This window comes from Streptosporangium sp. OZ121 (assembly GCF_051918885.1).
GTDB lineage: Bacteria > Actinomycetota > Actinomycetes > Streptosporangiales > Streptosporangiaceae > Streptosporangium.
Genome location: NZ_JBPXMC010000026.1, coordinates 101,850 through 114,098, shown reverse-complemented (window position 1 = coordinate 114,098; position 12,249 = coordinate 101,850). Strand labels below are relative to the sequence as shown.

The window sequence follows — 12,249 nt, the reverse complement described above, 5'->3', positions numbered from 1 at the left end:
GCTAGGCCACCAGACGCCGGGAGAACGACCGCAGCGACAGCGCGCCCGTGGTGAGCGTTCCCGCGGCGAGGACGGCCAGCGCGACCGCCTCGGGCATGTGCGGGACGGCGGGACTCAGCGCGCCGCGCAGCCCCTCGCTCACGTAGACGAGCGGGTTCGCCAGGACGGCCGTCTGCAGCCACGGGATCGCCTCCAGCGCCGCCCAGGGGTAGTACACGCAGCCGAGCATCATGAGCGGGACGATGAAGATCGCGAACAGGGTGCTGAGCTGCTGGGGCGGGAGCAGCGTGCCGATGAGCAGGCCGATGCAGGCCGTCAGGAGGGACGACAGCACCAGGACCGCGACCAGCAGCGGCCAGCGCCCGAAGTCGATGTTCGGGGCCTCACCCGGCGCGTGCACGAACAGCACCGCGAGGAAGACGACCACCGCCGCGATCACTCCCTGGATCGCGCCCGCGACGATCTTCTCGACGCCGACGACCCAGACGGGGATCGGGGCCAGCGCCCTGTCGTCGATCTCCTTGGTGTACGAGAGCTCCATGACCAGCGGGGTCGTCACGGCGAAGATGCCCTGGAGCACGATGCCCGAGGCGACCAGGCCGGGGACCAGGATCGTGGTGAACGTCTCCGCGCGCCCGTCCGCGGAGAGTCCCTGGCCCGCCCCGTACCCGATCCGCGGCAGGACCACGGCGAAGACGAAGATGAACAGGACGGGCTGGACCACGGTCCGGGCCATGAAGGAGCGCAGGTCCCGCCGCAGCACCCGGAGGTCGCGGGCGAGCAGCGCGCCGAAGGTGCGCGCGTAGTGGCGTGACACCGCCGGGGGCGCGGCCAGGGGTGCGATGGTCGATGCCGTCATCGAATCTCCTTGAGCGTGGAGACCCCGGGCCTTGGCCCCGGGGCGGAACCGCGGCGCGGCGGCCGCGTGGTTCGGGTAGTTCGGAAGGTCTTCCGCGGGGAGGCGGTCAATCCCGGTACTCCCGCCCGGTCAGGGCGAGGAACACGGTTTCGAGGCTGGGCCGGACGACCCGGACGTCGGCCAGTGCCAGCCCCGCGTCCTGGCCCATGCTCACCAGGAGGGCCAGGACGCTCTCCGGGGCCGGGGTGAAGACGCGCAGCCGGTTGTCGGCGACCTCGGCGTCCGCGACGCCCGCCAGCTGCCCGGCCTGCGCGACGATCTTCTCCGGGTCGCCGTCGTAGGTGAGGGTCAGCACGGTCCGCAGGCTGGTGGACGCCTTGAGCTCGGCGAGCGTCCCGCAGGCCAGGACCGCCCCGTGGTCGACGATCGCGACCCTGTCGCAGAGCTCCTCGGCCTCCTCCATGTAGTGGGTCGACAGGACGACCGTCTGGCCCCCGTCGCGGATCTCCCGCAGGATGTCCCAGAGGTTCACCCGGGTCTGGGGGTCCAGGCCCGAGGTGGGCTCGTCGAGGAAGAGGATGTCCGGCCGGTGCATCAGCGCCCGCGCGATCATGATGCGCTGCGCCTGGCCACCCGACATCTCGGTGACCTTGGCCCCGGCGCGGGAGCCCAGGCCGAACCGTTCCAGCAGCTCGGCCGCCCGCCGCCTGGCCTCCCGCGCGGGCAGCCCGGCGTAGCGGCCGCGGAACTCCAGGTTCTCGCCCGCGGTGAGCTGCCGGTCGAGGTTGTTGTACTGGGCCACGACCCCGATGCAGCGCTTGACCGCGATGGGGTCGCGCACCACGTCCGCGCCCGCCACCCTGGCCACGCCGCCGCTCGGGGCGATCCTGGTGGTGAGCATCCCGATCGTCGTCGACTTCCCCGCCCCGTTGGGCCCGAGGAGGCCGAACAGCTCGCCCCTTCGCACCCGCAGGGTGAGCCCGGCCACCGCCTCGGTCACCCTGGACGAGCTCACGTAGGTCTTGCGCAGTTCGCTGGTCTCGACCGCGACGTCCGCCATGTCGGGCTCCCTCTTCGGCACGTGGCGCCCAGTGTGGGAGCGCCCGGTTAAGGCGCGCCTTGATGACGGTTGGAATCCGGTTTGAGACGTCGCGGCGCCCCTGCCCAGAGCGGTTATCAGGCATTTCCATACCGAGTCCCAACCGTTATCCAACCGGCCGAGCCGACACTTCGTTCAGACGACGGGAGTCCGATGACACCCCCCAGCATCACCTTGCGGGCGAAGATCGACCTGACCGGTCCCGCGCTCCGGAGCGCGGGGAGCTCGCTGTGGCGGGCTCCCGACCCGCGACGGCGCTACCGCGACTACCTGTGCGCGATGCACATGGTCATCAGGGCGTCGGTGCCGCTGTTGCGGGTCGCGGCGGCCAGGTCCGAGGAGCTGGGCGAGACGGAGCTGGCCGAATATCTGGACCGGCACGCGGAGGAGGAGGCCGACCACGACGACTGGCTGCTGGAGGACCTGGCGCTGGTCGACCCCTCGGCGGGGGACGCGCCGCGCGGCACGCCGCCCCCTTCGGTGGCCGGACTCGTCGGGGCCCAGTACTACTGGGTGCTGCACCACCACCCCGTCGCCCTGCTCGGGTACATCGCGGTGCTCGAGGGCGAGGCCCCCTCCCCCGCCCTGCTCGAACACATCGAGCGCAGCACGGGACACCCGCGGGCGGCGTTCCGCACGCTGTGGCGGCACGCCTCGCTGGACCCCGGGCACCGTGACGACCTCGACCGGATGCTCGACGGCCTGCCGGCGGTGCGGGAGCGGCAGGACGCCGTCGGGACCAGCGCCCTGCACACCGTGCGCGCGGCGGCCGAGCTGCTGCGCGAGCTGGCCGGCGAACCCGCCGGGATGTTCTCGTGCACCTGATGGACATCCTGGCGCTGCGCCCCGTCCCCGCCGCCGCGGTCCTCATGGCGATCACGCGGCGGTGCCCGCTGCGCTGCCGCCACTGCTCGACCGGCTCGCTGCCCGCCTCCGAGGAACACCCCGGGGAGATCTTCCAGCGCTTCGCCGGGACGTTCGCGCCGGGGGACGGGCCGCGGCTGGTCATGCTCACCGGGGGCGAGCCGCTGCTCCGGCCCCGCCTGGCCCGTTCGCTGGCCGAGACCGCCGCCCGCGGCGGTGCCCGCACGATGATCCTGTCGGGCATGTTCTTCGCCCCCCGGGTGCCCCCCGCCGCCGGCGGGGCGGCCCGGATCCCTCCCGCGATCGACGCGGCGATCGACGCGGCCGACCACTTCTCCGCCAGCCTGGATGCCTTCCACGAGGAGGAGGTGCCCCGGGAGAGCGTCTTCGCGGTCATGCGGGCGCTGCTGGCGCGGGGCAAGGACCTCAGCTTCCACGTCACGGGGACCGGGCCGGGCGACCCCTACCTGCGCGACGTCACCGCGGCGATCCGGCGGGAGTTCGGCGACCGGGTGCCGATGCTGGTGGGCCGGGTGGGAGCCGTCGGCCGGGCCCGCACCGCCGCGCTCGCCATACCCTCGCTCCCCGCGGCGACGGGGAGCGAGGCCGCGCCCGGCGCACCGGCCGGGACCGCCTCGCGCACAGCGCCCCCCGCGCCCCCCGCGCCCACCGGAACCTCCGGAGCGGTGACGGCCTCAGAAGCCGGCCCGCCCGCCGGAACCGGAACCGCCGGGAGCGCGCTGCCGTGCGCGATGGCCGCCTGGCCGACCGTCGGGTTCGACGGGACGATCACCGCGTGCTGCAACCAGGACGTCGTCGACCACCGTCCCGTCCCCGGCCACCTGCGCCTGGGACACGCCGGCACCGACGACTGGGACACGGTCAGGCGGCGCTGCCTGGAGTCCGGCGTGCTGCGCGCCCTGAGAACGTACGGTCCGCTGTGGCTGGCCGGCGCCCCGCCGGAGCGGGGGTACTGCGAGACCTGCCGGACGCTGGACGTGCCGCCCCCCGCCCCGACGCCCGCCGCCTTCGTGGAGCGGCAGGTCCGCGACCTGCAGCTGGCCGGCGGCGGTACGGGATTCGCCAGGCGTTACGGATGTCCTCCCTACGACCACCTCGTGTCACTCGGCCACCCTGAGAGGGACCATGACTTTTGACCCTGTTCACGAACTGGCCCGCGCGGGGATCGACCTCACCCTGGTCAGCCCGGAGCAACGCGAGGTCGTCCTCGCGCTGAGCGAGGCCGAGGTCGCTCTCCTGGCCTGCATCCACGAGCGGCTGAGGGACAGCGCCCCCGAGGTCGAGGCCCACATCGTCGGCGGACTCCTGTTCTGATCGGAGACGGTCATGCGATGCCCTTCCTGCCTGGCCGAGACACCGGGGCGGCCCCGGTTCTGCCCGTCGTGCGGCACGCGCCTCGCCGCGCCGGCGGCGGAGGCGCGCAAGATCGTCACGGTGGTCTTCTGCGACCTGGCCGAGTCCACCGCGCTGAGCGAGCACCTGGACCCCGAGTCGCTCCGCGCGGTCCTGATCCGCTACTTCACGCTCATGCGCGACCAGCTCGCCTGGCACGGCGGCACCGTGGAGAAGTTCATCGGCGACGCCGTCATGGCCGTCTTCGGCGTCCCGGAGCTGCACGAGGACGACGCGCTGCGCGCCGCCCGGGCGGCGGTGGACATGCAGGCGGCGCTCGAACGTCTCAACGACGACCTCGAACGCGACCTGGGGATCCGGCTCAGGGCCCGCATCGGCGTCAACACCGGCGAGGTCGTCACCTCGGGTCACGCCCACGGCGATCACGCGCTCGTCGCGGGCGAGACGGTGAACGCCACCGCCCGGCTCCAGCAGCTCGCCGGGCCGGGGGAGATCCTGCTCGGGCCCGAGACGTGGCGCCTGGTGGGCTCCTCCGCGGTGGGCGTCGCGGTCGGGCCCCTGGAGCTGCGCGGCAAGCGGCATCCGGTCACCGCCTGGCGGCTGGACTCGATGCGCTCCGACGACCCGGCGGTGATCCGGCGGTTCGACATCCCGTTCGTCGACAGGCGCGAGCCGCTGCACGAGCTGGACCGCACCCTCGACGGGATCATCAGCCGGCGCCACTGCCGTATCGTGACCCTGCACGGCGAGGCCGGGGTGGGAAAGACCCGGCTGGCGCGGCTGTGGGCCGAGCGCGCGGGGCGGCGGGGCGTCCTCGTCGGTTCCGGCCGCTGCCGCCCGTACGGCGCGGGGGGCACGCTGCTCGGGGTGGCCGAGGCGGTGCGCGAGCTGGTGACGGTGGGCACGCCCGACCCCGAGGCCCTGGCCGTGCTCCGCGACGGCCTCCTGAAGGACGGCACTCCCAATCCCTCCCAGCAGGAGACCGCCTGGGCGCTGCGCAGCGTCCTGGAAAGCCTGGGGCGTTCCACGTATGTGCTGATCGTGCTGGACGACGTGCAGTGGGCGGACGGCCCGGTCTTCGACATGCTCGGCGACCTCGCCGAGGAGTTGCGTGACACCGCGATGATGGTGCTGTGCGTGGCCCGCTCCGACCTGTTCGACCGCATGCCGGGCTGGCAGCCCGCCTCCCGGCTGGCCCTGCCCCGGCTCGGGCCGGCCGACTCCCGGCTCCTGGTCTCCGAGCTGGCCGAGGTGACGGCGCACGACGGCGCCCTGCTTGAGCGGATCGCCGAGCGCGCCGAGGGCAATCCCCTGTACCTGGAGCAGCTCGTGGCCATGCTCGGTGACGGCGGGGAGCCGCACGGCCTGCCGCTGACCGTGCGCGCGCTCATCGCGGCCCGCGTCGACAGGCTCGGGCCCGACGCCAGGGCGATGCTGGAGTGCGCAACCGTGGTCGGCAGGGAGTTCAGCGTCGAGGAGCTGCGGGCCGTCTCGGGAGCCGACGAGCCGGGCGAGCTGCTGGAGGAGCTCGAGCGCAAGTCCTTCGTCGAGCACCGCACGGAGGCGACGTTCCGGTTCGCCGGCGGCCTCATCCAGGAGGTCGTGTACGGCGGCATGGCCAAGCGCCGGCGGGCCGAGCTGCACGAGCGGTTCGCCGGCTGGCTGGCCGCGGGAGAGGCCGGGGACGAGGCCGTCGGCACGCACCTGGAGCGGGCCTACCGGCACCGCGCCGACCTGGGCCCTCCCGACGACCACACCGTTCGGCTGCGCGGCGCGGCCGCGGCCCGGCTGTCGGGGGCGGGCACCCTCGCGCTGCGCAGGAGTGACCTGTCCAGGGCGGAGAAGCTGCTCAGCAGGGGTGCGGAGCTGCTGGGGCCCGCCCATCCCGGCTGGCCGCAGATCAGCGGGCGGGTCGCGGAGACCGCGATCACCCTGGGCGACGTCGAGCGGGGGCGGCGGCTGCTCACCGAGGTGCTGGAACGCGCGACGGACGACTCGGACGCGCTGGTGGCCGCGCACGCCTCGCTCTACCTGAGCCACTTCGATCCCGCGGGCTCCTTCGAGGTCGCGCGCCGGGCCATCCCGGTCTTCGAGGTGGCCGGCGACGACCTGGGGCTGGCCAGGGCCTGGACCCTGGTGGCCCAGGAGGCTCAGGGGCGCGGCAGGTTCGCCGAGACGAGGGGGATGCTGCAGCGCGCCCTGGGGTACGCCGTGCGCTCCGGCGCCGAGCTGGAACGCGCGACGATCCTGGGCAACATGGCCGCCTCCCTCTGGCTCGGCCCCGAGCCGGCCCCCGTGGCCATCTCCCGGTGCCGCGACCTGCTGGCCGCGCACGGCAGGGACCGCGGGACCGTACGTGCCGTCGTCCGCTGCCCGCTGGCGGTCCTGCTGGCCACGCGGGGGAAGTTCGACGAGGCCAGGGCCACCCTCGCGGCGGCCGAGCGATCCTTCGCCGACCTGCGGCACGCGTACGCCGACGCGTTCATGCCGATCTTCTCCGCGGCCGTCGAGTCGCTGGCCGGACGCTGGGACGTCGCCGGGGACCTGCTGCTCCGGGCGTGCGCCAGGGCCGAGGAGCTCGGCGATACCCAGCTCCTGGTCACCGCCTCGCGCGACCTGGCCGGCACGCTGCTGCGCCGGGGGGACCTGGCCGGCGCCGAGCGGTGGTCGGGCACGGCCCTGGAGGGCTCGCCGGGGGACGCGCCGATGAACACGGCCGAGCTGCACGCGATCCGGGCCGAGGTGCTCGCCGCCCGAGGAGCGGGGGACGCCGCCCGCGAGCTCATGGACCTGGCCCTGCGCGAGGCCCGCGACACCGACTCCCCCACCTGCCGCGCCACCGTTCTGCTCGGCAACGCCCGCGGCCTCGCCCTCCTGGGGGCGTACGAGGAGAGCGGGGCGGCCGCGCGCGGCGCGGCGGCCGAGTTCGCGGCCAAGGGGCATCTGGTCGGCAAGAGCTGGGCGTCGGCGGGGCGGCGATGACCGCCCACCCTGACCTCACCTGGCGGCTCGGCGCCGAGGCCGACATCACCGTGTCCGCCGCGGGCAACGCCGCCGTCACCCCGGAGTGGGCGTGGCAGGGCGCCACCGGGCGCGGCGTGCGGGTCTGCGTCGTGGACAGCGGGGTCGACCGTGACCACCCGATGCTCGCCCCGGTGCACGCGACCCACGCCGTGGTGACGGGCCCGGACGGCAAGGCCGTCGTGCGGGAGAGCGACGGCGCCGACAGCTGCGGGCACGGAACGGCGTGCGCCGGGATCATCCGCTCGATCGCGCCCGGGTGCGAGCTGCACAGCGTCCAGGTGCTGGGGGCGGGCTTCTCGGGAACGGGCGACGCCCTCGTCACCGGGCTCCGCTGGGCCATCGAGCGGGAGTTCGACGTGGTGAGCCTGAGCCTGTCGACCAACAGGAGGCACCTGGCCGAGCCGCTGCGCGAGCTCGGCGACCTCGCCTACTTCCGGCGGACGGTGCTCGTGGCGTCCGCGCACAACCTGCCGGTGGAAAGCTTCCCCTGGCGGTTCTCGTCGGTGATCTCCGTGGGCAGTCACGCCGAGGACGATCCCGGCCTGATCCTCTACAACCCCCGCCCGCCCGTGGAGTTCTTCGCCCACGGATCCGACGTGGAGGTGGCCTGGCCCGGCGGCGGGCGCACCCGGTGCACCGGGAACAGCTTCGCGACCCCCCACGTCGCGGCCCGGTGCGCGCTGATCCTGAGCAAGCACCCCGGGTTGACACCCTTCCAGGTGAAGACCGTCATGTACCTGACCGCTCAGAACGTGAGGAGGCCCGATGACAGGGAACGGTGAGATGGTCGCGGCGATCTCCGCCGCGGTCGCCGGTTCGGAGAGGGAACACCGGCTCCTGCTCCAGTCGATCGTCGACACGGCGCGCGTGATCTTCGGCGCCAAGGCCAGCTCGATCTTCCTGGTGAACGAGGAGCACGGGGACCTCGTCTTCGAGGCGGTCTCCGGCGAGGGCGAGCAGGTGCTCGTCGGGCGGCGTTTCCCCGCCACGCGGGGCATCGCCGGGTGGGTGCTGAACGCCAGGGACGCGCTGATCGTCGACGACCTCTCGGCGAGCACCGTGTTCGCCCGCGACATCGCCGAGTCGACCGCGTACGTACCGGGCGGGCTCATGGCGGTGCCGCTCGTCCACGACGACGAGGCGCTGGGGGTCCTGGAGGTCCTGGACCCCCACCCGCAGGCGCGGGCGAGCATCGACGAGCTGGCGCTGCTGACGCTCTTCGCCTCGCAGGCCTCGGCGGCGCTGCGGATCGTGCAGCGCAACCGCTATGCCCGGCGGGTCCTGGACGGCACCGGAGCCGAGTTCGGCGACCTGGTGTCCATCGTCTCCGCGCTGGCGGGCGGGACCGCGGGAAAACGGCAGGCCGGGCTGCGCCTGATCGGTTCGCTTCACGAGCTCCTGGTTGACAACCAGACCTGACCAATTCAGGCAGGATTCACCCATTTACTAATACTAAAGCGCATATATCATAACAATTCCATGAGCCCGCCTCACAAAGCCCGGCTAGCCTTCCGAAGTCGCCTGACCAGTCAATGGAGAATTCCCCCGTGGGTGCAACCGCAGTGCGCGAGGAGGCAGAGGCGGGAGAAACCACCTTCGCCGTACTCGGCCCTCTCGAGGCCCGCCGCAACGGCAGCCTGGTTCCGCTCGGGCCCTTCAAGCAACGCGTGCTCCTGTCCCTGCTGCTCTGTCACGCCAACAGGATCGTGCCGGTGGACCAGCTCAGCACGGCGGCGTGGAGCGAGGAGCCACCCCGGACCGCCCTGAAGAACGTCCAGGTCTACGTGTCCGCGTTGCGCAAGAACGTGCTCGGGACGGCCAACCGCGACCGGCTGACCTACCGCCCCCCCGGCTACCAGCTGCGGCTCGGCCCGCAGCACCTCGACATCCTGGACTACGAGACCCTGGCCCGCAGGGGCCGCCAGTACCTGCGCGACCGCGAGATCACCAAGGCGGCGGGCCTGCTGCACGAGGCGCTGACGCTCTGGCGGGGCGACCCCCTGCCCGACATGGCGCAGGTGCCGCTGATCAGCGACGAGCTTTCTCGGCTGCACAGCGAGCGCATGTCGGTCTACGAGGACTGGGCGGAGGCGGAGCTCATCCTCGGGCACCATGCGCACATCATCGACTCCCTGGAGGAGAACGTCCGCAGCCATCCGCTCAGGGAGCGGCTGCGCAGCACGCAGATGATCGCGCTGTTCCGTTGCGGTCGGCAGTCAGAGGCCCTGGCGCAGTACGAGGACATGCGCCAGACGCTGGCCAGGGATCTCGGGCTGCAGCCCAGCCCGGTCCTCGAACGGCTCTACCGGGCGATTCTCGCGGGCGCCCCGTCCCTGGACAGCCCGTCCTCCGGCGGCCCGCAGCACCTCGGCGCCACGCTGGCCGGCGGCCCGCGGCGTGGTGGCGCGGCCGTGCTCAGACCGCGCTCCTCGACCGGCAACAGCCAGGACGTGATCGCCCACCTCAGCCAGCTCCCCCGCGACCTGGCCGACTTCACCGGCCGCCGCGAGACCGTCCAGGACGTTCTCGACGTCTTCCGCGCCCGCCGGCACAGCCCGCCGGTGGTGATCTCCGGCCCGGCGGGAACGGGCAAGACGGCGCTGGCGGTACACGCCGCCCACCTGCTCCGCGAGCGCTTCCCCGACGGGCAGCTCTTCGTGCGGCTGCGCACGGCGGGCGGCCGGGAGCGCTCGGTTCCCGACGTGCTGGCCGAGATCCTGCGCACCTGCGGCTTCGACGGCGACCCGCCGCGCCGGGCCGGCGAGCGGGTCGCCGCCTGCCGGGCCTGGCTCGCGGAGCGCAGCATCCTGCTCATCCTCGACGAGGCGTCGACCACGGCGCAGATACGGCCCCTGCTGCCCGGCACCGGCGACAACGGAGTGCTGATCACCGGCAGGAGGCGTCTGAGCGCCCTGGAGTCGGCGCACCACGTGGCGCTGGAGGGCTTCACCCCCGGGGAGGGCGTGGAGCTGCTGCGGCGGACCGCCGGCACGGAGCGCGTCGACGCGGACTCCGCGGCGGCCCTGAGCGTGGTCGCCACCTGCGGCAACCTGCCCCTCGCCGTCCGCATCGCCGGGGCGCGGCTGGCCGCCTCCCGGCACGTCCCGCTCCCCCTGTTCGCCGACCGCCTCGCGGACGAGCACTCGCTGCTGGACGAACTGTCGGTGGACGACCTGTCGATGCGCGCGTGCGCGGCCACCTACGAGCGCGACCTCGGGCCCGACCTGTGGGCCTCGCTGCGGCGCCTGGGCGCGCTGCCGACCGGCGAGTTCAGCGTCGACGACCTGGCGGCGCTGATCGGCTCCGACGCGCGGTTCGCCGCGGGCGTCGCCGACAAGCTGGTCGAGGCCCACGTGGTCACCGCGGAGTCCCGGCCCTCTCCGGTCTATCTGATCGCCGACTGGCTGCGCCTGTACGCGCGCGAGCGGCTGGAACGGGAGGAGTCCGCGACTCAGCGCACGGCGGTCGAGAGGCGGCTCCGCGAGGCGCGTGCCCGCACCCGATCGGGCCCGGCGACCGATTCCCGGGCTTGATAAAAGCGCGTAAAACGATAAATGACCCATTAAAAGGACTTTCCGTGCTTCCCTTAACGGGCCACGCCCCGGCGGGCCCCTCCGGGGGAGGCCGGAATGCCGGGAAGCTCGGGAGAACCGGTAAAGATAATTGTTTCGGGACCGAAAATCCCGGCAGCCCTTTGTCCATCTCGCTCACTCCGCCCGTCCCGCTTTTCCGGCCGTGAAATCAGCGACCGGTGCGGCCGGACGTCTCTGCCGGGCTTCACCTCTGCCCGGGGCCTTCCACGGCTTCGGGACGGTCCTCGGCGCGGAGATCAGCCGCCGGGCCGCCGCCGAGCGGGTGGTCGCGCCGCGCCGGGCCCTGTCTCGCTGACGGAGGGACGCAGGCGTACCAGCCGCATGGCCAGGTGAGCCCGGAGCCTGCCCGCGGAGTCGGCGAGGGAGAAGCCGAGGACGGCCTCCGCCCGCGCGATGCGCGCGGCCAGCGAGCTGTGGTGCAGGTGCACGGCGACGGCGGCCCGGCGGACCGTGCCCTCGGCGCACAACGCGCGCACCGCCTCCAGCGCCTCGGCGCCGTACGGCCGCCGTGCGAGCTCCTCGACGGCTCGCACGTCGGGCAGGGCGGCGATCTCCTCGGCCGGCACGTGGGTGGCGAACAGGGCCAGCGCGCCGAGGCCGCCCCATTCGACCACCCGGTCCGCCGGGTGTGGACCGGTGAAACGCAGGGCGGTGCGGGCCGCCGCCCAGGATTCGGCGGCCCCGGCTCCGCGCGTCTCCGGCCCGACGCCGACGCGCCAGGTGTCCGGGGTCCCGGGCAGCTCGCCGGGCCCGTCGATCGCCGGGCCGACCAGCAGCGCCACGGTGTCACCCAGCCGCGCGGCGCGGACGTGGCGGTCGGCGACCCGCAGCCGGGCGGCCACGGCGGCCCCGTCGCGGCCCTCCCGGTCGTCGTCGGCGAGCACGGCGAGCACCCGGAGGGGGGCGGCGGGGGCGAAGCCGAGCAGCCGCAGGGCGCGTGCCCGCTCGGCCTCGCCGGCGTCGGCCGACAGGACCAGCTCCACCAGGGCGGGGTCGGTGCCGGCCCGGGCCTGGGCGGCGGCCCGCTCCAGGGTGACCTCCGCCGCGCCCGCGAAGCGCTCCAGGACGATCTCGTCGAGGCCGTGCGCCGTCCCCTCGCGTTCCATCCACACGGCGCCGAGCCCCGAGCCGAGCCGGCGGTGGATCGCCGGGCCGGGAGGCTCCTCGCACGGCTCGGGCACCCCGCCGGGAACGACCCGCGTCCGCCCGCCGGTGACCGCGTCGACGAGCCCGACCGGGCACCGCGCCAGGCGCGCGGTGGCCTGGAGCAGCACCGGGATGTCGGCGTGGTTCCGCACCAGCACGTCGAAGTAGGCGATGACGCGGACGGCGCTCTCCGCGTCGGAGTCGAGCGCCGACAGTCGCAGCAGTAGTCCCTGCACGGCTCCACACTAGGTCGCCGCCCGCGTTCCCGGCCAGAACAGCGCACATCAGAC

At 73.8% G+C, this 12,249-nt stretch carries 10 protein-coding genes; 7 read left to right on the top strand and 3 right to left on the bottom strand.

The window, feature by feature from the left end:
- Position 1: 1 nt before the first annotated feature.
- The gene (locus ACTOQ1_RS33470; RefSeq protein ID WP_440071969.1) at positions 2 to 859 is read right to left on the bottom strand and encodes an ABC transporter permease; all 858 of its coding nucleotides are present in this window, start codon (positions 857 to 859) and stop codon (positions 2 to 4) included.
- Positions 860 to 965: 106 nt separating this feature from the next.
- Positions 966 to 1,919, bottom strand: a complete 954-nt coding sequence (locus ACTOQ1_RS33465; RefSeq protein ID WP_440071968.1) for an ABC transporter ATP-binding protein — start codon at positions 1,917 to 1,919, stop codon at positions 966 to 968.
- 192 nt (positions 1,920 to 2,111) lie between these two features.
- On the opposite strand from ACTOQ1_RS33465, the gene ACTOQ1_RS33460 reads away from it, so the two are divergent.
- From ACTOQ1_RS33460 to ACTOQ1_RS33430, 7 genes are all read left to right on the top strand, one after another.
- The gene (locus ACTOQ1_RS33460; RefSeq protein WP_440071967.1) at positions 2,112 to 2,783 is read left to right on the top strand and encodes a hypothetical protein; all 672 of its coding nucleotides are present in this window, start codon (positions 2,112 to 2,114) and stop codon (positions 2,781 to 2,783) included.
- On the top strand, positions 2,783 to 3,979 hold the full coding sequence (locus tag ACTOQ1_RS33455) for a radical SAM protein (RefSeq protein WP_440071966.1): 1,197 nt from the start codon (positions 2,783 to 2,785) through the stop codon (positions 3,977 to 3,979). The genes ACTOQ1_RS33460 and ACTOQ1_RS33455 overlap by 1 nt, the downstream gene beginning before the upstream one ends.
- Complete coding sequence (locus ACTOQ1_RS33450; RefSeq protein WP_440071965.1) at positions 3,969 to 4,157, top strand: aroma-sacti cluster domain-containing protein; 189 nt, start codon at positions 3,969 to 3,971, stop codon at positions 4,155 to 4,157. The genes ACTOQ1_RS33455 and ACTOQ1_RS33450 overlap by 11 nt, the downstream gene beginning before the upstream one ends.
- 12 nt (positions 4,158 to 4,169) lie before the next feature.
- Positions 4,170 to 7,178, top strand: a complete 3,009-nt coding sequence (locus ACTOQ1_RS33445; protein WP_440071964.1) for an adenylate/guanylate cyclase domain-containing protein — start codon at positions 4,170 to 4,172, stop codon at positions 7,176 to 7,178.
- Positions 7,175 to 8,002: a S8 family peptidase gene (locus tag ACTOQ1_RS33440; protein WP_440071963.1), complete on the top strand. Its 828-nt coding sequence runs from the start codon at positions 7,175 to 7,177 to the stop codon at positions 8,000 to 8,002. The genes ACTOQ1_RS33445 and ACTOQ1_RS33440 overlap by 4 nt, the downstream gene beginning before the upstream one ends.
- Positions 7,986 to 8,639, top strand: a complete 654-nt coding sequence (locus tag ACTOQ1_RS33435) for a GAF domain-containing protein (protein ID WP_440071962.1) — start codon at positions 7,986 to 7,988, stop codon at positions 8,637 to 8,639. Before ACTOQ1_RS33440 ends, ACTOQ1_RS33435 begins: the two co-directional genes overlap by 17 nt.
- 128 nt (positions 8,640 to 8,767) lie before the next feature.
- On the top strand, positions 8,768 to 10,753 hold the full coding sequence (locus ACTOQ1_RS33430; protein WP_440071961.1) for a BTAD domain-containing putative transcriptional regulator: 1,986 nt from the start codon (positions 8,768 to 8,770) through the stop codon (positions 10,751 to 10,753).
- Between the two features lie 296 nt (positions 10,754 to 11,049).
- On the opposite strand, the gene ACTOQ1_RS33425 is transcribed toward ACTOQ1_RS33430, so the two are convergent.
- Positions 11,050 to 12,195: a helix-turn-helix domain-containing protein gene (locus ACTOQ1_RS33425; RefSeq protein WP_440071960.1), complete on the bottom strand. Its 1,146-nt coding sequence runs from the start codon at positions 12,193 to 12,195 to the stop codon at positions 11,050 to 11,052.
- Positions 12,196 to 12,249: the final 54 nt, after the last annotated feature.

Excerpts from the sequence above, each read along its gene's own strand:
- ACTOQ1_RS33470 (WP_440071969.1), bottom strand. The coding sequence starts at position 859 with ATGACGGCATCGACCATCGCACCCCTGGCCGCGCCCCCGGCGGTGTCA.
- ACTOQ1_RS33465 (WP_440071968.1), bottom strand. The coding sequence starts at position 1,919 with ATGGCGGACGTCGCGGTCGAGACCAGCGAACTGCGCAAGACCTACGTG.
- ACTOQ1_RS33460 (WP_440071967.1), top strand. The coding sequence starts at position 2,112 with ATGACACCCCCCAGCATCACCTTGCGGGCGAAGATCGACCTGACCGGT.
- ACTOQ1_RS33455 (WP_440071966.1), top strand. The coding sequence starts at position 2,783 with ATGGACATCCTGGCGCTGCGCCCCGTCCCCGCCGCCGCGGTCCTCATG.
- ACTOQ1_RS33450 (WP_440071965.1), top strand. The coding sequence starts at position 3,969 with ATGACTTTTGACCCTGTTCACGAACTGGCCCGCGCGGGGATCGACCTC.
- ACTOQ1_RS33445 (WP_440071964.1), top strand. The coding sequence starts at position 4,170 with ATGCGATGCCCTTCCTGCCTGGCCGAGACACCGGGGCGGCCCCGGTTC.
- ACTOQ1_RS33440 (WP_440071963.1), top strand. The coding sequence starts at position 7,175 with ATGACCGCCCACCCTGACCTCACCTGGCGGCTCGGCGCCGAGGCCGAC.
- ACTOQ1_RS33435 (WP_440071962.1), top strand. The coding sequence starts at position 7,986 with ATGACAGGGAACGGTGAGATGGTCGCGGCGATCTCCGCCGCGGTCGCC.